Here is a 23,362-nt window from a genome sequence, read left to right on the forward strand (position 1 = left end):
GACGGGCGGCGCAACCGACGGACACCGCACCGAACGGACGCCGGGGCCCGACGGGCACCGCACGACGGGCGCCGGCGACCACTCCAACGGCCGCCCCGCACGCTCACCCTCCGGCGCCCACGCCGCACTCCGAGTTATCGTTTCCTCGATCGACAACGTCGACACGACGGTGGTGGTGCGGATGTCCGACGCGACGACAGTCCCGGTCAGCGGCGCCCTCGCCCCGCGCGTGGGGCCCGCGTGAGGCCGGCGCCCCCGGGCGCGGCCGGCGGCGCCACCGAGCCCCTCGCCTCGCCGGTCAGCTCGCACAACGAGTGGGACCCGCTGGAGGAGATCGTCGTCGGGCGCATCGACGGCGCGACGATCCCGTCCAAGCACCCCGTCGTGAGCTGCAACGTCCCACCCTGGGCGGCCCGCCTCCAGGGACTCGCCGCCGGCTTCCGGTACCCGCGCGCGCTGATCGAGCCGGCGCGGCGCGAGCTCGACCAGTTCGTCACCCTCCTGGAGTCCCTCGGCGTCACGGTCCGGCGGCCGGACCCGGTCGACCACCGGAAACGCTTCGGCACCCCCGACTGGACCTCACGCGGCTTCTGCAACACCTGTCCGCGCGACAGCATGCTCGTGGTCGGCGACGAGATCATCGAGACCCCGATGGCCTGGCCGAGCCGGTACTTCGAGACGCACTCCTACCGCACTCTGCTCAAGGACTACTTCCGGCGCGGCGCCCGCTGGACGGCGGCGCCCCGGCCGCAGCTCACCGACGCGCTGTACGAGCGGGACTTCCGGCCGCCCGGTCCCGGCGAACCCATGCGCTACATCCTCACCGAGTTCGAGCCGGTCTTCGACGCGGCGGACTTCGTACGCGCCGGCCGCGACCTGTTCGTCACCCGCAGCAACGTCACCAACCGGATGGGCATCGACTGGCTACGCCGCCACCTCGGCCCCGGCTACCGCGTCCACGAGATCGAGAGCCGCTGCCGCACGCCGATGCACATCGACACCACGTTCCTGCCGCTCGCACCGGGCAAGGTGCTGGTCAACCCGGAGTACGTGAACGTCGACCGGCTGCCCGAGGTCCTGCGCTCCTGGGACGTCCTGGTCGCCCCCGCACCCGAGCCGGTGCGCGAGCCCCTGCTGAGGGCGACCTCGCTGTGCGGCAAGTGGCTCAGCCTGAACGTCCTCGTGCTCGACGAGCGGCGGGTGATCGCCGAACGCCACCACACCGGCATGCTGCGCGCCCTGGAACGCTGGGGCTTCGACCCCATCCCGTGCGACCTGCTCCACTACGCGCCGTTCGGCGGCTCGTTCCACTGCGCGACACTCGACATCCGACGTCGGGGAACCCTGGAGAGCTACTGCCCCTGACCCCTCGGCCACCGGCGGCGGCAGCCGTCCCCACCCACGGACGAGGCGGCCCGACCCACGGACGAGGCGGCCCAACCCCCGGACGAGGCGGCCGGCCACCGCGCCCCGACACGACCGCGCCCCCGGCACCACCGCGCCGCGAGGCCACGCGCGACCAGGCGCGCGTGGCCTCGCCGGCCCCACGCCACCGCTCAGGCGCGGCGCCCCAGCAGCTCCGCCAGGCGGGACAGTTCGTCACCACCGTGGCCCAGCCCGATGGCGCGCCGGGTCAGGCCCTCCGCCGCGCGCATGACGCTCGCGTCGATGCCGTGCGCCTCGGAGGCGTGGACGATATGGGTCATCGTCGACGCCGCGGACGTGAGCGGGTTGATCTTGGCGGTGTAGGTGCCGTTGTCGACCTCGACCGCGGCCTCGTCGAAGGCCGGCGGCAGGATGGCCCCGATGCCCTTGGCGAACGGCGCCAGTTCCTGGGCGCTGATGCCTTCGGCCCGGGCGATGGCCAGGGCGTGCATGTAGCCGGTCATCGCGGTCCACCAGATGTCGAGCAGGGCGATGTCGTACGCCGCCGCCCGGCCGATGTCCTCGCCGAGGTGGCTGTGGGAACCGCCCAGCGCGTCCAGGACCGGCTGGTGCTCGCGGTACAGCTCCAGCGGGCCGCTGTGCAGGAACACGGCGTCCGGCGTGCCGATGGTGGGCGCCGGCGTCATGATCGCGCCGTCGAGGTAGTGGATGCCGTGCTCGGCCGCCCACACCGCGGCCTCCCGGGACCGGTCGGGGACGTCGGCCGAGAGGTTGACCACGGTGCGGCCCTTGAGCGCGGCCGTGACCTCGGGGCGGCGCAGCACGGAGTCCGCGGCGTCGTAGTTGACCACGCACACGACGATCAACTGGCTGGCCGCGACCGCCTCGTCGGCGGACCCGGCGCCGACCGCGCCGCGGGCGACCAGCTCCTGATCCCGGCCCGGCGTGCGGTTCCAGACCGTCGTGGCCACCCCGGCCTCCAGGAAGGCACCGGCCAGAGCCCGCCCCATCGGGCCGAGCCCGATCACCGTGACGGCAGACTGGGGGGTGGTGGGGGTGTGTGCAGACATGCTTCAGCTCCCGTACAGGATGAAAGTTCTCGATGAGGAAGGTGGTGGCGATGGCACGCATGCGGGCGCAGGACCCGAACGTGTGCGGGGTGACCGCCGCGATCGCGGTGATCGACGGCAAGTGGAAGACGGCCTTGCTCTGGGCACTCGAAACCGGTCCGCGCCGACCGGGCGAGTTGCGTCGGAAGCTGCCGGGGCTGTCCGAGAAGGTGCTGACTCAGGCGCTACGCGAGATGGAGACCGACGGCCTGGTCCACCGCGAGGTGCACGACGTCCTGCCGCTCAAGACGGTGTACTCCCTGACGGAGTTCGGCAGGGACCTCTCGGAGGCCCTGGCTCCGGTCTCCGACTGGGGCCACCGCCGGCTGGACATGCTCGCCGCGCAACAGTCCACCGACGAACACGCGGTCTCCTAACCCGTCAACCCATCACGCCTTCTCGCCTCCGTGGCAACGGCCAGCCTCGCGACCGTACGACCATCCGGCTCCGACCGTCCGGCCGTGCCACCAGGTTCCCCCGTACGCGGCCCGCCGCCTAGTACCCACAAAAAGGTGGCTACCCCTCCTCGGGCGTCAGCGCTGGGGCGACCCGCCCACGCGATCGGTCGGCGCACCGCGCGGGTGCGGGCGGAACGGGCCAGTGGTGCGCACCCCTGCTGAGGGCGCCCTCGCTGTGCGGCGCGTGGCTCAGCCTGACACTCGACGCCCGGCGGCGGGGACCCCGGAGAGCTACTGCTCCTGAGCCGTTGTGGGGGGGGCGGCTGGCCGCCCCCCGGAGGCGCCGGCCCGGCCTCTAGCTTTTCGGCCCGAGCCCCTCCGAATACGTGCGCCGCGTTACGCAAGCCGCTCCGACATGGCCCCCTTTTCCCGATCGGCCTATGGCCACGAGAGCCCACTTGTACAGTGACATCGCCCATCGAAATGGACCGAAAGGCACTGTCATGAGTGAGGGAATTCAGTGGCTTGCCGACGAGTGGGGGCGTAGCGACCTAAACGTCACCTTCGCCCGAAGAATCAACCCAAGGGATCTGGCGATCCGACTGGGGGCAGACCCCGTAGCGCCCCTCCAACCGCTTACGGCCTATCACGCTGAGGCCATGCTCCAAGGCGGCGAATGCGCGCGAGTAGCTCGCGTAGGGCAGTCCGGAGAGTGGTCGTACGCGGTGGAGCCGTTATGCCCTTCGCGGGCATGGTGGGGCAAGCCGGAGCTGTCGATGGGAGACCTGGAGGTTCTCCATCTGACGCCCAAGTCGTACGATCCACCGAAGGAGTTTTGGTACTACCGCGACGGCGTGACCCTAGGCAGATTTGACTTCGGTGAACAGCCCGGCGAATTGGAATTCCTGACGCCCTCTCTGGAAGCGGAAGGCGCGCTGAACGTCAGAGGGCCCAACGGACTGTACGCGAGGATCGACGACGAGGCGAGAAAGATCCTCGCCGCCCTGGAAAGGCACTTCGGCCTCTCACTCCCGTACGAGGACGTGGTCCACGGAACGCTGCCGGGAGTGGTCACGGCGATGACGCCCCCTGAGAACCTCGGGGACTAAGGCTGGGGTAAGCCGAGGACGCACGCCCTCGGCTCACCCACCCTTACCTCGCCACTAAGCGACCCTTAGCCTCACAGCAGGACGATCACAACTTGCCGACTAGAGACGAAAGGAGCAGCGCACCGTGTCGCCTGTAGTGCCACAACTATCGAACCCGGGTCCATTGACCCAGTAGGCGTCATGATCCATGAGTCGCTTCTTCGAAGGTCCCGACCCACTTATTCTCGATCGACACCTTCGCGGTGTGATAGTCAAGGGATTGACTGTCCCAAAGATTCCCTCCGGAAGGTGACCATTTCTCCTCCGCAGATTCACAGAAGGCCGATAGCTCACAATAGTCGACCATCATGATCCACACCTTACCCAGTTTCTCAGGATGGCTGGACACAAAACCGGTGGGCACGAAGGCCATTTCTTGCGCGAAGGTGCGCGATTCCGGATTGAATTTGATCTGTGCATTCGTGACTCAGGTGGCGTATCCGATCTGCACGCCATCAGGGTCGAGGTACACCATTTTGAGCTCCGTGACACCTCTGTCTTTCCAGCACGCTTCTGTCCTGGTGAACCAGGTCGCAGAACACGACACACATGGCGAGACCAGACCCCAAGACCAGCTCACCAGCCACGCTTACCCTGCTCGCGAGAGTGAGACGGCTACCCCCACACCCACCGCCCGGGCCGAACGATGGCCTCGCTGCCAATCGGCGTGAAGCCCGCGGCGAGGAACGCCCGCAGGGAGCGCGCGTTGCCCGGGGAGACGGCGGCGAACACTGGCTCGCCGGCGGGGACCAGGGTGAGCGCGGCGCGCAGGAGAGAGCGTCCCGCTCCCGCGCTGGCACCGTCCGGGCTGGCCAGTTCGATGCTCAGCTCGCGGCGGCCGGCCAGCCCGCTCGCCAAGGTGACGAGGCCGCGTTCGTCTCCGTAGACGTTGACGTCGGTACGGAGTTCCCTGGCGTAGCGGACGCGCGGGTGGTCGTCGGCGTCCCGGCGTGGTGGCAGTCGGGGAGGGCCGGAGAGGCCGCGCGCGACGAGCACGGCGTCGGTCTCGCCGATCCACCCTTTCGGGCCGGCCAGGTGTCGTAGGAAGTCGGGCGCCATGGAGCCGCCGTAGCCGTCGGGCCCCTGGGCGTGGACCTCGGCGGCGGGCAGGGCGGTGGCGATGACGGCGTGCGCGGTGAAGGCGACCGAGCACTCCAGCCCGTACGCCAGCGGCGGCAGGACCGTCACCTGCCCGTCCGCTGCGGGAAAGCGTCCGTCGGCGGCGTCGAGGAAGTACGTCAGCAGGGGGTGCGGCCCGTTCATGCGGCCACATCATGCACGGCACGTGACACCGGCCGCCGACGAGGGCCGGGCACCGAGGCCGGCCACCAGGGGGCCCGGCACCCCGACGCCCGGGCGCGGGCCCGCGCCCAGCGCCCACCCGCCCCCCGCCATGAGCGGAGACGCGGACGGACAGGCAGGCCGCGGGCCGTCACCCCTTCACGCAGACGACCTGCTTCAGCTTGGCCACCACCTCGACCAGGTCCCGCTGCTGGTCGATGACCTTCTCGATCGGCTTGTACGCGCCCGGGATCTCGTCCACGACGCCGGAGTCCTTCCGGCACTCCACGCCGCGCGTCTGCTCCTCCAGGTCCTGCGTCGAGAAGCGCTTCTTCGCGGCGTTGCGGCTCATCTTGCGGCCCGCGCCGTGCGAGGCGGAGTTGAAGGACGCGGCGTTGCCGAGGCCCCGCACGATGTACGAGCCGGTGCCCATCGAGCCCGGGATGATGCCGTACTCACCCGCGCCGGCCCGGATCGCGCCCTTGCGGGTGACCAGCAGGTCCATCCCGTCGTAGCGCTCCTCGCTGACGTAGTTGTGGTGGCAGGAGATGACGTCGTCGAAGGTGACCTTCGCCTTGCGGAACTCGCGCCGCAGCACCTCCTGGAGGAGCGCCATCATGATCGACCGGTTGCGCTTGGCGTACTCCTGCGCCCAGAACAGGTCGTTGCGGTACGCCGCCATCTGCGGGGTGTCCGAGACGAAGACGGCCAGGTCACGGTCGACCAGACCCTGGTTGTGCGGCAGCTTCTGGGCCTCGCCGATGTGGTGCTCGGCGAGTTCCTTGCCGATGTTGCGGGAGCCCGAGTGCAGCATCAGCCACACCGCGCCCTCGCCGTCCACGCAGACCTCCACGAAGTGGTTGCCGCCGCCGAGCGTCCCCATCTGCTTGGTCGCCCGGTCCTGACGGAACTTCACCGCGTCGGCCACGCCGTCGAACCGGGACCAGAAGTCGTCCCAGCCCGCCGTCGGCAGCCCGTACAGCTTCCCGGGGTCCACCGGCGCGTCGTGCATGCCGCGGCCCACCGGGATGGCCTGCTCGATCTTGGAGCGCAGCCGCGACAGGTCGTCCGGCAGGTCGCGGTCGGTCAGCGACGTCTTGACCGCGCTCATGCCGCAGCCGATGTCCACCCCGACCGCCGCCGGGCACACCGCGCCCCGCATGGCGATGACGGAGCCGACCGTGGCCCCCTTGCCGTAGTGCACGTCGGGCATGACGGCCAGGCCCTTGATCCACGGGAGCGTCGCGACGTTGCGAAGTTGCTGCATCGCGACGCCCTCCACGGTGGCCGGGTCAGCCCACATGCGGATCGGCACGTGGGCGCCCGGTACCTCTGTGTAGGTCACGACATACTCCATTCCCCCGCGAAAGACAGAAAAAAGACAGAAAAGTCAAAAGCCGGACCTGGCGTCACATTCATGGCCGCGAACCGGCGAACGCGCTAGCGGTTGAGGTAAACATTGTTTCCATCGGCCGCCCTGGTGCGGCAACCAGTTTTCCGGGGAAGGGAGCCGCGGACAGTGCAGCGAAGGCCGTACGTTCCAGGCACCGCGCTGACCGCCGCCGTGCTCGTCACGGGGCTCGCCGGATGCAGCGGCGAGACCAGCGCCCGAGGCACCGACGACGCCAAGACCGGGGGTTACAGCTCCACGGCCAACGTCCGGCCGGGCAAGTTCCGCACCCTCCCCGAGCCCTGCGGCACGGTCGGCGGGGACAGCCTGCGCTCCCTGCTGCCGGGCCTTGAGGAGCAGGACGAGGCGACGCAGAAGACGGTGTTCGAGGGCCAGCCGGCCGTCACGTACGACACCGACCGGCGCGTCGGCTGCCGCTGGAAGCTGACGACCCCGGAGGGCTCCCGGCACCTGACGCTCGACTTCGAGCGCATCGTCTCCTACGACCCGCAGGAGGGCGACGACGACCGGGCCGCCGCCGCGTACGCGAAGAAGGCGGCGGCGGCGAAGATCCCGCTCGACACCGCGCCCCCGAGCCCCGGCCAGAGCGACCCCGGCGGGACGGGCACCGAGACGCCGGCGCCCGGGGCCTCCGAGCCCGGCGGGACGGGCAGCGCGTCGCCGCGCGGCGACGACGAGGGCGGGGCCGGAGACGGAGCCGGGGAAGAGGACGGGCAGGAGATCGTGCGGGGGTCGGGCGACGCCCCGGACGGCGACACCCGTACGGAACCGGAACGCACGGCGGACGTGGCCTCCTGGCGCCTGGCCGCCGCGGTCGACGGCGACGGCGACGGCGACAGTGGCGGCCAGGGCGGTGGTGGCGGCGCCGTCCGCGCCGGGCTCGCCCGTACCCACCACGCCGGCGCCGCCGACCCGGCGGTTACGGCGGGCGCGGCCGGTACGGCGGAGCTGCGCGCCGACCGGGTGCGCGAGGGCGCCGCCGTGGCCCCGGCGGCGGACACGGAACCGACCGAGAAGCCCGCCGCGGGCTCCGACCGGGACTCCACCGACTCATCCACGCCCCCCGACGAGGCGCCGGCCACCCCCGGGACCCCCGGCACCGGCCCGACTCCGGGCGGTGGCGAGGACCCCGGCGACGGAGGCGAATCGGGCGACGAGCAGGGTGACGGGCAAGGCGACGAGGGCGAGGAAGGGGACGCGAGCGAGGACGCCGTCGACCTCTCCCCACGGCAGCTCGACGGGATCGGCGACGAGGCGTTCCTGAACGACGAGTTCAGCACCGGCGACTCCGGCGTCCACCGCGACATCACGATCGTCTTCCGATCCTCGAACGTCATCGTCACGCTCGAATACGACCAGTGGTCCACCGATCCACGGCACGTGCCCAGCAGCGCCGAGCTGCAGGACAAGGCCCAGGACCTGGCCCGCAAGCTCCCCGGGCACTTCGGCGACTAGCCCGGCGAGTACCGTCACGGTTCGGCCGACCGGACACCGCTACCGCGTACCGTGCCGAACGAGTCACGCGGCGGGACGGCCGCCCACCGACAGAGAATGAGCGAAGGACCATGCCCCGAACAGCACCGAGACTCGCCCGAATGCTCGCCTGCGCAGCCGTACCGGCGATGCTCGTCGCAGGCTGCTCGTCCGACTCGGGTGACAAGGACCCGAAGGACGACGCGTCGAAGTCGGCCACCACCAGTCCGTCGCCGACCGTGGCCCCCGCGAAGTTCGCCAAGCTTCCCGAGGTCTGCAAGACGCTGCCGAAGAAGATGGTGGGCAGCCTCGTCCCGCACGCGAAGGACGAGAAGGGCAAGACGCTGCCCTCGGCCGACATCAACGAGTCCGCGAGCTGCCTGTGGTCCGGCCTCGACGGGTTCCAGTACCGCCAGCTCACCGTCTCGCTGAAGCTCTTCCCCTCCGACGTCGGCCTCGGCACGGGCGACAAGCGCGCCGCCGCGTACGCCAAGCAGCAGGTCGAGAAGGCCGGCACGGCCGACGGCGCGAAGGGCGCCAAGACCGGCGCGACCAGCGGCATCGGTGACGAGGCGCAGACCGTCGCGACGACCACGAAGAAGGACGGCGACGAGTTCAAGAACGAGACCGTGGTCTCCCGCACGGCCAACGTGGTCGTGACGGTCGAGTACCGCGGTGCCGGTTACGAGGACGCGAAGCCGCCGAAGCCCGAGGACCTGGCGAAGGGCGCCCAGAAGGCCACCAGGGAAGCGGTGCTCGCGGTCGCGGACGCGAACGGCGCCGTGGCCCCCGACGAGGGCGCCACGAGCGGCGACACCGGCGACGGGAAGACCGACGACAAGGCCGACGAGAAGGCCGACGAGAAGGCCGACGACGCGAAGAACGGTGACAAGGCCGACGGGGGCAAGGGCGCGCGCCCGGCGGGCAACTGATCTCCGCCGCGAGCCGCGGGACAGGCGCCGGCGCGTTCCCGCACCCGGGAGTGGGTGCGCGCGCGGGCGTCGGGTGCGGGTGCGCGCGTGGGTTCGGCTGCGGGTGCGCGCGGGTTCGGATGCCGGTGCGGGTTCGGCTCGGGATTCGGGCGACGCGTCGTACGGTCGCGCGCCCGGGCGCCGGGCGGGTGGCCGCGCCGGGCCCGCCCTGCCGCGCCGGCGCCGCCCGCTCCCCCATCCCGCCTCGTGCCCGTGCCGTACGGGCGAGGCCGGGTTCCGGCATGCGCCGGGCAGGGGTGAGAGCGCGCGGGTCGGGCGCCTGACCACGCGGGTTCCGCACGGAGTGGACGGGGGGCGAAGGGAAGCGGAACGGGGCGCCTCCGTACGCCTGTTCGGCCCTGGTCGCACTCCTCGCTTGACGCGTATGCCAGGCTTGGCGCGCTAGTTGCCGAGGGCGGGGAGGGATCGCGGGTGGCCGCGATGCAATTGACGCGCACACACCGAATACTTATCGGGGTGATCATCGCCGGTGCGGCGGTGATCGCCGCGATCGGGTTTGTCGGTTCCTACGCCGCGGTCCGTGACCTCGCGCAGGAGAAGGGGTTCGGCAGCTTCGCCAACGTCTTCCCGATCGGCATCGACGCCGGAATCGTCGTCCTCCTCGCCCTCGATCTGCTGCTGACGTGGATTCGCATCCCGTTCCCGCTGCTGCGGCAGACGGCGTGGCTGCTGACCGCCGCCACCATCGCCTTCAACGGTGCCGCCGCCTGGCCCGACCCGCTGGGCGTCGGGATGCACGCGGTCATCCCCGTCCTGTTCGTCGTCGCCGTCGAGGCCGCCCGGCACGCCATCGGCCGCATCGCGGACATCACCGCCGACCGGCACATGGAGTCGGTCCGCGTCGCCCGCTGGCTGCTCGCCCCCGTCCCCACCTTCCGGCTGTGGCGCCGGATGAAGCTGTGGGAGCTGCGCTCGTACAACGAGGTCATCCGGCTGGAGCAGGACCGCCTGGTCTACCGCGCCCGGTTGCGCGCCCGCTTCGGCCGGGCCTGGCGCCGCAAGGCCCCCGTGGAGTCCCTGATGCCGCTGCGGCTGGCCCGCTACGGCGTGCCCATCTCGCAGACCGCCCCGGCCGGGCTCGCCGCCGCCGGGATCGTGATCCCGCCGGAGATGGCGCTGGCCACCGGCGAGGCGACCAGCGGCGCGGTGGAGCCGGCCGCCGCCATCGAGACGGCGGGCACGGTGGAGCGCGCCGACGCCAAGGCCGACGCGGGCGCGGCCACGGCCGTCGGCGCGGGCCAGCGCGGACTGACCGCGGGGGCCGCGACGCCCGCGGCGTTAGCGCAGGCCGCCGACGCGCCGCAGGCGCCGAAGGCATCGGACGAAGCGCGCGCGGCCAACGCCGCGCGGGCGGCGCAGGACGCGCAGGGCACGCAGGCGACCCAGGGCGCGCCGGAGGCGCGGGACGGGAGCGCCGCGAAGGCGGCGGGCCCGGTCAACGGCGTGAGCACGCACAAGAACGAGGCCGGCGCGGCTGGCGCGGCGAACGGTACGAACAGGGCGAACGGGTCGCAGGCGGCAGCCGCGCCGCAGGCCACCGGCGCGCCGCGGGGCACGGACCCCGGGGACGCCGCGCGCGCCGCGCAGGCCGCGGGCGCGCCCGCGGCGGCGCACCCGGCCGCCGCCATCCCCGCCCCGCGAGCGGCGCACGCCGGAGCGCACCCGCACGCTGGGGCGAACCCGGAGGCCGGCGCGCGCCCGGAGGCCGGGGCGGGCCGCGAGGCAGCAGCCGCCGGCCCGGCGGCCGAGGCGGGGCGGGAAGCGGGTGACGGCGCCGGCGGTGGCGGCCCGGAGGCGGGCGTGGCCACGGAGGGCGTGGGGCCCGACGGCGGGCCCGTGACCGTGCCGGTCGGCTCCGGCGGACGGCGGCGCACGCTGGGCAACGCCCAGTACGTCGGCTACCCGGCCGTGGCGGGCGGCTACGCGGACGAGCGGCCGTACGCCGCCGACCCGCAGGCCAGCACCGACCCCCAGGCCGCCGCCGCGCAGCGCGCCGAGCGCCCCGCCCCGTACGACGACCGCCACCCCGACCAGCGCCAGCAGCCCGGCCACCCGCACGACCGGCAGCGCGACCAGCAGCGGGCGGGCGACGGGCGGCGCCCGGACGGCGCCGGCGACCCGGCGCGCGAGACGGCGGCCCGCGACCAGCGCGCCGAGCGGCGCCCGGCCCAGGCACCCGAGTTCCCGCCGGACGCCACGCAGGAGATCGCGCTGTCAGCGCTGCCGGAACTCTCCACGCTGCCCGACGACGTACCGCGCGACGAGGCGTTCTACGGGGCCTTCCGGCGGTTCGTCACGGAGCACGGGGCGTTCCCCGACTCCCGCCAGTTCAGCCGCTACCTGCTCGACCACTACGGCATCGCCGGCGTCGGCGGCGGCCCGATGCCCGCCCACGGCCTCCGCCGCGAGATCCGCGAACTGCGCGAGCGCTACCGCATGGAGATGGAGACCGAGCACATCCCGTAACGGCCCCCGGCTGGCTGCGGGGCAGGGTCCGGGAGTGCTGGGCCAGGGCCCTTTCGGGCCAGGTTCGCCTCGGACCGGTTGCTTACGGGCTTAGGGTCCGGCGGTCTGCGACCCAGGGTCCGGCGGTCTGCGGGCCAGGCCCGGGGGTGTGGCCCCGGCCCCCCGGGTTCAGGCCCGCTTGCGGGCGGCGCGGCCGGACTCGCCCCAGGCGGCGAGCACGAGGCCGACCACGGCCAGGGCCACGTAGCCACCGGCCGGGATGTCGAACCACTGCTGGAGTACGCCCCACGGCTTCTCGCCGACGACGCGCCCGACCACACCGAGCGTGCCTTGGATGGCGACGACTATGCCGACGATGCCCAGAATCTCTCGCATGGCCCCAGCATCGCCGGCCCACCCCCGCCCCCGCGTCCTCCCGGCGGCCGAAGCCGGGGTCAGCCGAAGGGTGCAGTGCCCGCCCGCCCCGCTCCCCCAACGCGGCGCCCGGCACCCCGCACCACCCGGGCCCCCGCCCGGCAGCGCGGCGCCACCCCGCCCCGCTGCCCCGGGCTGACCCGGCGGACCCGACGGACCGGCTGACCAGCGGACCGACAGGCCGAACGGACACAGGGCAACGGCCCGTGGGAATCCCCACGGGCCGTTGCCCCGCGATCACCGGCCCAAGGCCACCAGCCCCAGCCATACGCACCGGACCGGCCGGGGCGCACCCGGAACCAGCCGGCGGCCGGCCGCTACGCGCCCAGCAGGCGACGCACCCGGTCCGCGCCCACCGCGAGCAGCAGTGTCGGCAGTCGCGGACCCGTGTCGCGGCTGACCAGCAGCCGGTACAGCAGGGCGAAGAACGTCCGCTGGGCCACCTTCAGCTCCGGCGTCGGCTTCGCGTCGGGCTCCAGGCCCGCCTGCACCTTGGGCACGCCGTAGACCAGGGTGGTCAGGCCGTCGAGCGACCAGTGCGAGTCCAGCCCTTCGAGCAGCAGCCGCAGCGACTCGCGGCCCTGCTCGTCCAGCGAGCCGAGCAGTTCCTTGTCCGGCTCCTCGCGGACGAGGGTGCGCTGGTCGGCCGGGACGTGCGTGGAGATCCAGCTCTCGGCGCGGTCGAGCCGGGGCCGCACCTCGTCCAGGCTGGCGATCGGGTTGGCCGGGTCCAACTCGCTGAGGATGCGCAGCGTCTGGTCCTCGGCGGCCGCCGTGACGTCCACGACCGAGGCGAGCGTGCGGTACGGCAGCGGGCGTGGCGTGCGCGGCAGCTCGCCGGCCGCGGTGCGGGCTGCGCGGGAGTGGGCGGCGGCGTCGGCCGGCAGCGCCGTACCGTCCGCCACCTTGGCCTCCAGCTTGTCCCACTCGTCGTACAGCCGCTGGATCTCCTGGTCGAAGGCGATCTTGAAGGACTGGTTGGGCCGACGTCGCGCGTACAGCCAGCGCAGCAGCGGCGCCTCCATGATCTGCAACGCGTCGGCCGGGGTCGGCACGCCGCCGCGCGAGGAGGACATCTTGGCCATCCCGGAGATGCCGACGAACGCGTACATCGGCCCGATCGGCTGCTCGCCGCCGAAGATGCCCACGATCTGCCCGCCGACCTGGAACGACGAGCCGGGCGACGAGTGGTCGACGCCCGACGGCTCGAAGACGACGCCCTCGTACGCCCACCGCATCGGCCAGTCCACCTTCCAGACCAGCTTGCCGCGGTGGAACTCGCTCAGCCGCACGGTCTCGCCGAAGCCGCACGCCGAGCAGATGTACGTCAGCTCGGTGGTCTCGTCGTCGTACGCCGTGACGGTGGTCAGGTCCTTGCCGCAGTCGCCGCAGTACGGCTTGTACGGGAAGTACCCGGCCGTGGTGGCCCCGTCGTCCTCGGCCGCGGCGCCGGAGCCCTCGGCGGCTTCCAGCTCCGCCTCGTCGAGCGGCTTCTGCGACTTCTTCGGCGGCGCCTTCTTCGTGCGGTACTGCGCGAGGATCGCGTCGATGTCGCCGCGGTGCTTCATGGCGTGCAGCACCTGGTCGCGGTAGACGCCCGAGGTGTACTGCTCGGTCTGGCTGATCCCGTCGTACTCCACGCCCAGCTCGGCCAGCGCGTCGGCCATCGCGGCCTTGAAGTGCTCGGCCCAGTTCGGGTGCGGGGAGCCGGCCGGGGCCGGGACGGCGGTGAGCGGGCGGCCGATGTGCTCGGCCCACGACTCGTCCACGCCGGGCACGCCCGCGGGCACCTTGCGGAACCGGTCGTAGTCGTCCCACGAGATCAGGTGGCGCACGGCGTGGCCGCGGCGCCGGATCTCGTCCGCCACCAGGTGCGGGGTCATGACCTCCCGCAGGTTGCCGAGGTGGATCGGGCCGGAGGGGCTGAGACCCGATGCGCAGACGACGGGTTTGCCCGGGGCGCGACGCTCCGCCTCGGCAATGACCTCGTCTGCGAAACGGGAGACCCAGTCGGCCTCGATGCTCTGAGCCACGGTCGGCACTTCCTTCCTTGCGGTCCTGGCGGTGACCATTCTCCCAGACGACGGGGGCCGGGCTCGGGGTTGCCCGAGGTGCCCGGCGCCCCCGGGGCGCTTCGCCACCCACCGCCACGGCCGGAGCGCGGTTTAACAGAAAACCGAGCGGCCCCGGCGTGGAATACTTGACTGACCCTTCGCACCTCTAAAGGAATGGCACCCCTGTTATGGCCTCGGTCCCTTCCCTTGCCGCTACGGTCCACCAGCGCGTCGCGAACGCCCTCTCGGCTGCCCTGCCGGAGGCCGGTTCCGCCGACCCGCTGCTGCGACGAAGCGACCGGGCCGACTTCCAGGCCAACGGGCTGCTCGCCCTCGCGAAGAAGCTGAAGGGCAACCCGCGCGAGCTGGCCGCCCAGGTCGTGGGCGTGCTCGACGGCACCGCCGAGGGCGCCGAGCGCCCGGCGGACGACGTGGTCCAGGACGTCGAGGTCTCCGGCCCCGGCTTCCTCAACATCACCCTCAGCGACCAGGCCATCGTGCGCACGCTGGCCGCCCGCGCCGCCGACGCCCGGCTCGGCGTCCCGTACGCGGAGCACCCCGGCACCACCGTGATCGACTACGCGCAGCCCAACGTGGCCAAGGAGATGCACGTCGGCCACCTGCGCTCGGCCGTGATCGGCGACGCCGTGGTGCGCATCCTGGAGTTCTCGGGCGAGCAGGTGGTCCGCCGGCACCACATCGGCGACTGGGGCACCCAGTTCGGCATGCTCATCCAGTACCTGATCGAGCACCCGCACGAGCTCGACCACGGCGGCGAGGGCGAGGTCTCCGGCGAGGAGGCGATGTCCAACCTGGGTCGGCTCTACAAGGCGTCGCGGGTGCTGTTCGACTCCGACGAGGAGTTCAAGGCCAGGTCCCGGGACCGGGTCGTGGCCCTCCAGGCGGGCGACGAGGAGACGCTGGCGCTGTGGCAGCGCTTCGTGGACGAGTCGAAGATCTACTTCTACTCCGTCTTCGACAAGCTCGACATGGAGATCCGGGACCCGGACGTGGTCGGCGAGTCCGGCTACAACGACATGCTCGACGAGACCTGCCGCCTCCTTGAGGAGTCGGGCGTCGCGGTCCGCTCCGAGGGCGCGCTGTGCGTGTTCTTCGACGAGTTCAAGGGCCCGGACGGCAAGCCGACCCCGCTGATCGTGCGGAAGTCCAACGGCGGTTACGGCTACGCGGCCACCGACCTGTCGGCCATCCGCGACCGCGTCCACAACCTCAAGGCGAACACGCTGCTGTACGTCGTGGACGCCCGACAGTCGCTGCACTTCCGGATGGTCTTCGAGACCGCGCGCCGGGCCGGCTGGCTGGGCGACGACGTACGGGCGGAGCAGTTGGCGTTCGGCACGGTGCTCGGCAAGGACGGCAAGCCGTTCAAGACCCGGGAGGGCGAGACCGTACGGCTGGTCGACCTGCTCGACGAGGCGGTCGACCGGGCGGCGGTCGTGGTCCGCGAGAAGGCCCAGGACCTCACCGAGGAGGAGATCGCCGAGCGCGCGGCCCAGGTCGGCATCGGCGCGATCAAGTACGCGGACCTGTCCACGTCGGCCGCCCGGGACTACAAGTTCGACCTGGACCAGATGGTCTCGCTCAACGGCGACACGAGCGTGTACCTCCAGTACGCGTACGCCCGCATCCAGTCCATCCTCCGCAAGGCCGGCGACACCCGCCCCGCCGCCCACCCGGAGCTGACCCTCGCACCCGCCGAGCGCGCGCTCGGCCTGCACCTGGACCAGTTCGCGGAGACGCTGGCCGAGGTGGCGGAGGCGTACGAGCCGCACAAGCTCGCCGCCTACCTCTACCAACTCGCCTCGCACTACACCACGTTCTACTCCGAGTGCCCGGTCCTCAAGGCGGACTCCCCCGCCCAGGTCGAGAACCGCCTCTTCCTCTGCGACCTCACCGCCCGCACCCTCCACCAGGGCATGGCCCTCCTCGGCATCCGCACCCCGGAACGCCTCTAACCCTCCGGGCCCGGCCCCTCTTCGGCCTCGCCCCGCCGCCGCCCCGTCTGCCACGCGATCGCGTGGGAGGCGGGGCGGTGGTGTGTGGGGTCAGTAGCCCGTCTTCTGGCCCTCGGGGGCTTGGTAGCAGGCGGACACGAGACTCACCGACAGGAGTGGTCTGGTGCGGTCGGAGTGCGACGAGGGCTCACGCAGAACGATGTAGACAGAGAACTTACTCTCCTCGTTGTTGGCCTTCAGATTACGAGACTTGGCCTGCGTGTTTTCTCGGCCGTTCTCGGCTATCTCCCAACCGCTCTCCGGGAGCTTGGCGACGAGTCGATCCATCGCAGCTCGCATATCTGCCGCTGACGGGCCGGCTATCGACCAGAAGTTATTGATGCGGTAGAACTTTTCGCTGTCCCGGTCACCACACAACCCCACCGCGTACCCCGGTGGGTCCAGGTCGCTCCGCAGGTTGATGATCCCCAGCAGGTCGCGAGACAAATCGTTCGACTGCCGCTTCACCTTGCTTACGTCTTTCACCGTGGGCTCATCTTCATTCATGCCCGAACACCCTGCCACTCCCATCGCCGAAATCACCGCTACAGCTGAGAAGATGAACCTCATTTGCCTCATGCGAGGCCGCCGCAAGTCGAGCACCTCTACCCCGAGCCCTTCTCAACGTCGCCGTACTTGCCCACGACGACGAGCGCCTGGTTCTTCAGGCTCCCGGAATCCGTGTCCCAGTAACCGCTGTGCCCGTCGGTGTCTGTGCGCATCTGATGCGCTCCGAACACGCGGTCGCTGGGGATGATGTAGACCGCGGTGTCGAGAATCTGCTCTCGATGGCCGTGCACGTAACGCCCCAGGCCCGGGATCTTGTCGCCGTCCGCTTCCTCGTTCCAGACATGCCCCTTGGGTACGTCCAGGTCCGTCGCCCGGCCCACTTGCACGCCCGGGCTGCCCAGCGTGACGATGTCATCCGCGTGCAGGTCGCCTTGACGGGCGGCGGAGCCGATGAGCGTCGTGCCGTAGCTGTGGCCCGTGACGGTGAGGTGCCCAGGGGAATCCGTCGCATGTGAAGCACGGATTCCGTCAACGAAAGTGTTGAGATGCGGGGCGCCATTGTTGGCGTATTCCGAAGAGGCGGGCTGTTTGATGCCCTGAGGTGCGTCGTAGCCGAGCCAGGTGATGGTGGACACGCTCTTCCCGTCAGCCTCAGAGTTGGCGGCGAGCCACAAGTTCGTCATGCGCTTGATATCGTGCGCGAAATTTCCCAACCCGGCGTCCGTACCCGGCACGTAGACCGCCGTGTGATCAGCGGTGTCCGGGTTGCCGTTCGCGATGACGGCGCGCCCCCGGCCCTCCGGAGAGAAGGCCAGCAGGTAAGCACGCGGGAAGCGCTTCTCGCCCGGTTCCAGATCGTTGCGCGCGAAACGGTTCTGAATGTCCCCCATCCCCTTGAGCGACGCTTCGAGTTGGGACCTCTTGTCGCCCCACTTCTTGTCCCAGGCGATCCACTCGGCCGTCCTCGTGGCGATGGGACTGCCCACCCGGCCGGGCTGGATTTTGATCGGCTCCGGAGGTATCGCGTTGAGCTGCGTCTGGTAGTCGGCCCGCTTCTCGGCGAGGACCGCGCGGTTGGCCTCGTCGCGGACCGTGGCCGGGAGGCCGTCCAGGGCGCCGACGCTGGCGGGGTGGAGCGCGATGTAGTCCGCCTGCTCGTCCTGCGAGAGGCCCTTCCACCAATCGGCGTTCTCCTTGGGGGACTTGCCCTTCGGAATGTCCCCCGCGGGTACGTGGTCGGCCGCGCCGCGCACCGCGGCCATGTCCCGCTGGGCGTCCACCCACTCCGCGTCGGAGACGTTCAGGTCGCTGTCGGCGTGGAGCCGGCCCAGTGCCCGCGCGTACCGGGCGTCCGCCTCGGTGGCCTCCCTGAGCGCGGCTCCGATGCGGTCGGCGTACTCCTGCGCCTTGGCCCGCTTGGGGTCCGGGTCCGACCCGATGACCATGCTGGGCCTGCTGCCCCGCACGCTCTGGTGGGGCGCGAGGGGCGCCGCCGGGTCCTTGTCGACCCAGTGCACCGAGCCGTCCGACTTCACGGTGAACTGCTCGGCCTCGGCGTCCGCCACGGCGTCGGCCAGCTTCTTCTGCGCGGAACGCAACTCGCCGGCCAGGCCGTTGAGGGCGGTGCGGATCAGCCCGGTCTCCACCTGGGCGTGGTGGCAGCTCCGCGCGAGGTCGTGCAGCCGCTCGACGGCGGCGTCCACGCCCTCTCCCGTCACGGCGAGCTGTAACCGCGTGGCGATCTCGTCCGTCACCCGCCCCTTGGCCGTGCCCGCCGCGCTGCTGAGGCGGTGCCATCCGTCGGCCGCGTCCTCCAGTTCAGCCGGGCGTAAGTCCCTGAGCTGGTCGAACGTCACCACCGGGACTGGCCCCCTTCGCCCGGCGTGGGCCGGCCGACTCCGGGCCGATCGTCCGGGGCGGCGTCCCGACTCTTGAACGCGTCTCTGACCGCGTCGTCGGTGCGGTAGTACGACTGGGCGGCCTTCTCCATTTTTCCCTGTACGTCGTCGCACTCCCGCTGCATGTGGTCGACCTTGCGTTTCCACGACTGGAAGACGCTGCGCTGCGCCGTCGCGCTGAGCAGACCCGTCACGCCAGCGTCACCGCTGCCGGCGCCGCGCTGCCCCTCGGAGAGCCCGCTCACCGCCGTACGCAGGTCACCGCGCACGGCCCGTACGCCCTCAGACGCCTGACTCCAGGCGCGCTTGGACTGCCGCAACTGCCCCTGAGCGTCGCCTCCGCCCGGCCCGTCGGCGCTCGCCAGCCGCAACCGGGTCGACGCCTCCCCCTTGAGTTCCGCCCATTCCTGATCGAACGTCACGTGTCTCCCCCCAGGCCCCCACGTCACGGCATGCGCCGTTGACTCCTTGGAGTACGAACGTAACAGGCTGTGCAAGCTCGGGGGTGGGCGGGCTCGAATCCGGCGCTGGGGGGAACCCGCTGGTTACGGGGAACACAGGCCCGGGGGCGGTCTCCGCGACGGCACCTCACCGGCGTGGAGGCTTCCTCGGGGAAGCCGGGCATCAGGCGTACCGCACGAACCCGTCGGTAGCGATCTTCGCGCCCAGGGCCGTGAGTTCGACGCCCTCGCCGAACCGCCCGCGCAGGCTGCCCTGGAACTCGCCGTCGCGGGGCGTGGTGCGCAGGGTCCAGGTGCCGTCGCGCGGATCGATCAGCAGGTAGGCGGGGATGCCGGCGTCCGCGTACCAAGCGACCATGTCGCGCGTGTCCTTGGCGCTGTTGCCCTTGAAAACGACCTCCACGACCAGCTCCACGTCCGCCGGATCAGCCAACCAGTCGTCCGACTCGCCGAATGCGGCGTCGCAGACCATGAGGTCGGGGGTGGCGTAGTCGTCGGCATCGTCCGGGAGGGAGACGGAGGCGACCTGGAAGGCGTCCAGGTGGGCGGGCAGACCGCCCAGCAGTTGCTTGGCGACCGCGTTGATGATGCCCGCGTGCTTGCCGCGTGGGGTCGGGGACATCATGAGGACTCCTCTGATGATCTCGCCGCGCAAACCGCTGGCCTCCTCCGCGGCCTCAGCGGCGCGGCGCAGCGGCGACATGACCTGCTCAGGGGGCGTCATGGCCATGATCGACACTCCCTTCTTCTGCAGAAAGAGTAGTCGCGGCACCTTGCGTGAACCGGAGACCTGAGCACGCCACGGGGCCGACCTCACCATTCCCGGGCCCCCGCCTCGCACGGAGCCCCGCTCCCGGGCACCCTCACCCCGCCCCGCCCGCTACCACCTACACGGCAGCGTGCGAGGCGTGCTCCGTCGACGTGTCGCCGGGCGAGCCCGCGCCCGCCGCGCCGGCCGCCCCCTCTCCGCCCGCCGCCAGGCGGCGCTCCAGTCGGTCCCGGGCCGGTGGCCACTCGTCGGCGAGCATCGAGTAGTAGACGCTGTCCCGCCAGGTGCCGTCCGGCATGGCCATGTGGCGGCGGAGCACGCCCTCGCGGTGGGCGCCGAGGCGGGCTATCGCCTCCTGGGAGCGCGCGTTGAGATGGTGGGTCTTCCACTGCACGCGGCCGACGCCCAGGTCCTCGAAGGCGTGGGTGAGCAGGAGCAGTTTGGCCTCGGTGTTCACCGCCGTGCGCCACACCTGTCGGCCGTACCAGGTGCCGCCTATCTCCAGGCGCTCGTCGCGCACGCTGATGTCCAGGTAGGACGTCTGGCCGACGGCGCGGCCCGTCTCGCGCAGCACGGCCGCCCACAGGATGGCCTCCTTGGCCTCGTCGGCGAGCTGCCCCGCGACGATCTCGCGCAGCTCGGCCTCCGTGCGCGGCATGGGGTGGTTCAGCCAGCGCCAGACCTCCTCGTCGCCGCCGCCGGCGCGGAAGAGGTCCGGCACGTGGGCGAGGGTCAGCGGCTCCAGCCGCACGGTGTGACCCTCAAGGATCCTGGGGACGGGCTTCACGGAGAGCATGCGAAAAGGCTAACCCGCTTACGTACTAGCGGCAAGAGGTTTTTGTTCTAGGGCAATCCTTTTGGGATGGGGCCGCTCCCCCGGAGCCAGCCCAACTCCTCCACGCGGGCAGCTCAGCGCTCCGTGCCGCACAGGGTCTGGTCGAGCAGGCTCTGGAGGGAGCGCTCGGCCTTCATCAGCCACGCCTCGTTGGACGCCTTGCCGCTGGCCGCGATCACCACGCCGCGCTTGCCGTCGGCGGTGAAGCCGGTGCGTACGGTGCCGCCCTCGACGTCGCCACCGTGGCCCCAGCGGTCACCGCCGCAGGCCAGCGGCTGGCGCATCAGGCCGAGGCCGTACCGCAGTCCCGGCATGACCTGGTCGAAGTCCGCTGACACGGGGACGACCTCGCGCATCTCCCCGAGCTGCTCGGCCGGCAGCAGGTCGCCGGTCAGCAGCGCGGTGTAGAAGCGGTCCAGGTCGCGCTCGGTGGTCACCAGCGCGCCCGCCGCGTCGCCCCAGGACATGTTGCGCACCGTGGTGTCCGTGAGCCGCCGCGAGCCGGGGAACTGCTGGTAGATGTGGGCGTGCGGGCCCCGCAGGTACGGGTCGTCGCCCGGTGCGTAGGTGCCCTTGAGGCCGAGCGGCTTCACGATGCGCTGCCTGACCTCCTCGCCCCACGGCCGCCCCGTGGCCTTCTCGATGATCATCCCGAGGAGCACGTAGCCGGGGTTGGAGTAGTTCCACCTGGGCGTGGGGTCGTCGGGGTCGGCCGGGTCGAAGTCGGGCTCGTGGCGCAGGGCGCCGGCGATGAGCTGCTCCGGCTCCAGGTGCTCCAGCCGCGTCCGCTCGAAGTCGGCGGCGGTGTTCCCGGTGTCCTCGGTGCGGTCGTAGTTGTACAGGCCGCTGGTGTGCTGGAGCAGGTGGCGGATCGTGATGCGCCGGCCGTCGTTGCCGTTTCCAGTGATCAGGCCGGGCAGCCAGTCGTGCACGGTGTCGTCGAGGGACAGCTCGCCCTCGGCGACGAGTTGCAGAACGACGACGGCGACGAACGACTTGGTGGTGCTCCCGCCCCGGAAGGAGGCCCCGGCCGGCACGGGGCGGCCCGTGTTCAGCTTCGCCTCGCCGGCCCGGGCGGTGGTGTGCCGGGTGCCGTCGCGTACGTCCACCGAGACGTTGACGTAGCCGGCCTCGCGCAGCGTGCGCTCCACGGCCCGTCGCAGTTGCCGCTGGGTGAGCGGCTTACGCGTCGCCTCGCGGGCGCCGGCGGTGTCGGACGAGGCGGGTGCCGAGCCCTCTCCGGGTGCCGTGATCCCCGTGGTGGCGGCCCGCTGGGAGGAGGGCGCGCGGGTGCCGTCGTCGGCGACCGCGGGCGCGGAGGCCGCGAGTCCGGTCATCGTCGCGGCCAGCGCGACGGCGGCGGTCAGGCGTACGCGGGGTGCTCGGGTGCGTGTGTTCATGACCCCCAGCGTCCCGGCCGGGCCGGCGCGCGACCATGTGGCAGGCTCCCCAACTGGCCGGGGGCTAACCCGAATTCGTCCTGGTGCGCCCGCCGACACGTCCGGCTGGGACCCTGCTCCTACAGCCCGCGGGCTCCGGTGAGTTTGTCGGGGTTCGTCACGGAGTAGATGGCGGTGATCCGGTCGTCGTCAGGTGCCAGGTCCACGATGAGCGCGGCGAGCGGGCCGTCGTCGGTGACGACGAGCGCGCACGGGTCGCCGGCCGTCCGACGGAGGTGGAGGCGCGGCGGGTTCGGGGGCAGTGCGCCGGCGATCGCCAGGAACAGCGCCGCCACCCGCTCGCGACCGCGTACGGGCCGGGCGCTGACCGCGGGCCCCTTGCCGCCGCCGTCGGTCCACAGCGTGACGTCCGGCGCCAGGACCCTCAGCAGCGCCTGGAGGTCACCGCCCAGAGCGGCCTCGGCGAACCGCGCCGTCACCTCGGCGTGCCGGCCCGGTTCGGGCCGGTGGCGGGGGCGGCGCGCGTGGACGTGGCGGCGGGCGCGGACCGCGAGTTGGCGCACCGCGGCGGGGGACCGGCCGAGGGCGTCCGCGATCTCCGGGTGGCCGAAGCCGAAGACCTCGTGCAGCACGAACACCGCCCGCTCCAGCGGCGACAGGGTCTCCAGGACCACGAGCACCGCCATCGACACGCCCTCGGCGCGCTCGACGGGGCCGCTGGCGTCGTCCTCGGTCACGAACAGCGGCTCCGGCAGCCAGCAGCCCACGTACGTCTCCCGGCGGCGCCGCAGGTCGGCGCGGCGGGCCAGTGCCTGGTTCACCGCCGTACGCACCAGGTAGGCCCGCGCGTTGACGACGGGGCCGGCCGTCGACGCGCGGTGTCGGGCGGCCCAGGCGAGCCACACCTCCTGGAGGGCGTCCTCCGTGTCGGCGACGCTGCCCAGCATGTTGTAGATCACCGAGAACAGCAGGGGGCGCAGGCGCAGGAACCGCTCGGTCACGGCGTCGTCGATCGCCCCGTCCCCCGCCGTCACCTCCGTCACCTCCGTCATCTTCGTCACCTCCGTCATCTCCGTCGCCTCCCTCTCTGTCACCGCTTCGGCCGCCGCCAACGCCTCGTTCCCCACGGCCGCCTGGATCGGGGTCACCGTCATGTCCGCCTCCTCCTCCGTCAGTGACGACATCCGGTCACGACATCCGGTCACGACACTGGTCACGCCACCGGTCATGACCGTAGAGACCCGCCGTCCCGCGCGTGTGACACGCGAGGGCCTCCCTATGACGCACGTCACCGCACCGGCCGCCGATGTCACAGCCGGCGGCCCCGGCTCCTCTGTGCTGG

The 23,362-nt window shown here is 71.8% G+C and carries 19 protein-coding genes; 7 read left to right on the plus strand and 12 right to left on the minus strand.

Going from position 1 to position 23,362, the window contains the following annotated elements; genetic code table 11:
* Nucleotides 1-240 precede the first annotated feature (240 nt).
* On the plus strand, nt 241-1,365 hold the full coding sequence (locus tag H7H31_RS13990; protein ID WP_187063254.1) for an amidinotransferase: 1,125 nt from the start codon (nt 241-243) through the stop codon (nt 1,363-1,365).
* A gap of 191 nt (nt 1,366-1,556) precedes the next feature.
* Here the strand turns inward: H7H31_RS13990 and H7H31_RS13995 are convergent, their stop codons facing one another.
* The gene (locus H7H31_RS13995) at nt 1,557-2,456 is read right to left on the minus strand and encodes an NAD(P)-dependent oxidoreductase (protein ID WP_187063255.1); all 900 of its coding nucleotides are present in this window, start codon (nt 2,454-2,456) and stop codon (nt 1,557-1,559) included.
* Between the two features lie 50 nt (nt 2,457-2,506).
* Between H7H31_RS13995 and H7H31_RS14000 the strand changes: the two genes are divergently transcribed.
* Complete coding sequence (locus tag H7H31_RS14000) at nt 2,507-2,872, plus strand: winged helix-turn-helix transcriptional regulator (protein ID WP_187063256.1); 366 nt, start codon at nt 2,507-2,509, stop codon at nt 2,870-2,872.
* A gap of 524 nt (nt 2,873-3,396) precedes the next feature.
* Nucleotides 3,397-4,002 (plus strand): hypothetical protein, encoded by a 606-nt coding sequence (locus tag H7H31_RS14005; RefSeq protein ID WP_187063257.1) that lies wholly within the window; start codon nt 3,397-3,399, stop codon nt 4,000-4,002.
* 654 nt (nt 4,003-4,656) lie between these two features.
* Here the strand turns inward: H7H31_RS14005 and H7H31_RS14010 are convergent.
* Both H7H31_RS14010 and H7H31_RS14015 read right to left on the minus strand, forming a co-directional pair.
* Nucleotides 4,657-5,304: a hypothetical protein gene (locus H7H31_RS14010; RefSeq protein WP_187063258.1), complete on the minus strand. Its 648-nt coding sequence runs from the start codon at nt 5,302-5,304 to the stop codon at nt 4,657-4,659.
* A gap of 169 nt (nt 5,305-5,473) precedes the next feature.
* Nucleotides 5,474-6,667, minus strand: a complete 1,194-nt coding sequence (locus H7H31_RS14015; RefSeq protein ID WP_187063259.1) for an RtcB family protein — start codon at nt 6,665-6,667, stop codon at nt 5,474-5,476.
* Between the two features lie 174 nt (nt 6,668-6,841).
* Here H7H31_RS14015 and H7H31_RS14020 point away from each other — a divergent pair, with 174 nt between their 5' ends.
* The 3 genes from H7H31_RS14020 to H7H31_RS33895 all read left to right on the plus strand — a co-directional run bounded on the left by H7H31_RS14020 (nt 6,842) and on the right by H7H31_RS33895 (nt 11,664).
* Nucleotides 6,842-8,188: a hypothetical protein gene (locus H7H31_RS14020; RefSeq protein WP_187063260.1), complete on the plus strand. Its 1,347-nt coding sequence runs from the start codon at nt 6,842-6,844 to the stop codon at nt 8,186-8,188.
* A 140-nt stretch (nt 8,189-8,328) separates the two neighbouring features.
* The gene (locus H7H31_RS14025) at nt 8,329-9,138 is read left to right on the plus strand and encodes a hypothetical protein (RefSeq protein ID WP_232109828.1); all 810 of its coding nucleotides are present in this window, start codon (nt 8,329-8,331) and stop codon (nt 9,136-9,138) included.
* A 480-nt stretch (nt 9,139-9,618) separates the two neighbouring features.
* Nucleotides 9,619-11,664 carry a DUF2637 domain-containing protein gene (locus H7H31_RS33895; RefSeq protein ID WP_254391114.1) on the plus strand — a complete coding sequence of 682 codons (2,046 nt, stop codon included), beginning with the start codon at nt 9,619-9,621 and terminating at the stop codon, nt 11,662-11,664.
* 168 nt (nt 11,665-11,832) lie between these two features.
* Here H7H31_RS33895 and H7H31_RS14035 read toward each other — a convergent pair whose 3' ends face one another.
* Nucleotides 11,833-12,039: a hypothetical protein gene (locus H7H31_RS14035; RefSeq protein WP_176163319.1), complete on the minus strand. Its 207-nt coding sequence runs from the start codon at nt 12,037-12,039 to the stop codon at nt 11,833-11,835.
* A gap of 356 nt (nt 12,040-12,395) precedes the next feature.
* Nucleotides 12,396-14,120 carry a lysine--tRNA ligase gene (lysS, locus tag H7H31_RS14040; RefSeq protein WP_187060712.1) on the minus strand — a complete coding sequence of 575 codons (1,725 nt, stop codon included), beginning with the start codon at nt 14,118-14,120 and terminating at the stop codon, nt 12,396-12,398.
* Between the two features lie 200 nt (nt 14,121-14,320).
* Here lysS and argS point away from each other — a divergent pair, with 200 nt between their 5' ends.
* Nucleotides 14,321-16,108, plus strand: coding sequence for an arginine--tRNA ligase (gene argS, locus H7H31_RS14045; protein WP_187060713.1), 1,788 nt, complete (start codon nt 14,321-14,323; stop codon nt 16,106-16,108).
* Between the two features lie 90 nt (nt 16,109-16,198).
* Here argS and H7H31_RS14050 read toward each other — a convergent pair whose 3' ends face one another.
* The 7 genes from H7H31_RS14050 to sigJ all read right to left on the minus strand — a co-directional run bounded on the left by H7H31_RS14050 (nt 16,199) and on the right by sigJ (nt 23,204).
* Nucleotides 16,199-16,654, minus strand: a complete 456-nt coding sequence (locus tag H7H31_RS14050) for a hypothetical protein (RefSeq protein ID WP_187060714.1) — start codon at nt 16,652-16,654, stop codon at nt 16,199-16,201.
* Between the two features lie 98 nt (nt 16,655-16,752).
* The gene (locus H7H31_RS14055) at nt 16,753-18,516 is read right to left on the minus strand and encodes an alpha/beta hydrolase (protein WP_308284227.1); all 1,764 of its coding nucleotides are present in this window, start codon (nt 18,514-18,516) and stop codon (nt 16,753-16,755) included.
* A complete protein-coding gene (locus H7H31_RS14060; RefSeq protein WP_187060715.1) occupies nt 18,510-18,977 on the minus strand; it encodes a hypothetical protein in 468 nt (155 codons plus the stop codon). The genes H7H31_RS14055 and H7H31_RS14060 overlap by 7 nt, the downstream gene beginning before the upstream one ends.
* Before the next feature lie 202 nt (nt 18,978-19,179).
* Nucleotides 19,180-19,746 carry a Uma2 family endonuclease gene (locus H7H31_RS14065; protein ID WP_197995958.1) on the minus strand — a complete coding sequence of 189 codons (567 nt, stop codon included), beginning with the start codon at nt 19,744-19,746 and terminating at the stop codon, nt 19,180-19,182.
* A 157-nt stretch (nt 19,747-19,903) separates the two neighbouring features.
* On the minus strand, nt 19,904-20,581 hold the full coding sequence (locus H7H31_RS14070) for a GNAT family N-acetyltransferase (protein WP_187061941.1): 678 nt from the start codon (nt 20,579-20,581) through the stop codon (nt 19,904-19,906).
* A gap of 113 nt (nt 20,582-20,694) precedes the next feature.
* Nucleotides 20,695-22,020, minus strand: a complete 1,326-nt coding sequence (locus H7H31_RS14075) for a serine hydrolase domain-containing protein (protein WP_187061942.1) — start codon at nt 22,018-22,020, stop codon at nt 20,695-20,697.
* Nucleotides 22,021-22,139: 119 nt separating this feature from the next.
* Complete coding sequence (sigJ, locus tag H7H31_RS14080; protein WP_308284228.1) at nt 22,140-23,204, minus strand: RNA polymerase sigma factor SigJ; 1,065 nt, start codon at nt 23,202-23,204, stop codon at nt 22,140-22,142.
* Between the last annotated feature and the right edge of the window lie 158 nt (nt 23,205-23,362).

The organism is Streptomyces buecherae (assembly GCF_014295035.1).
Classification (GTDB): Bacteria; Actinomycetota; Actinomycetes; order Streptomycetales; family Streptomycetaceae; genus Streptomyces; species Streptomyces youssoufiensis.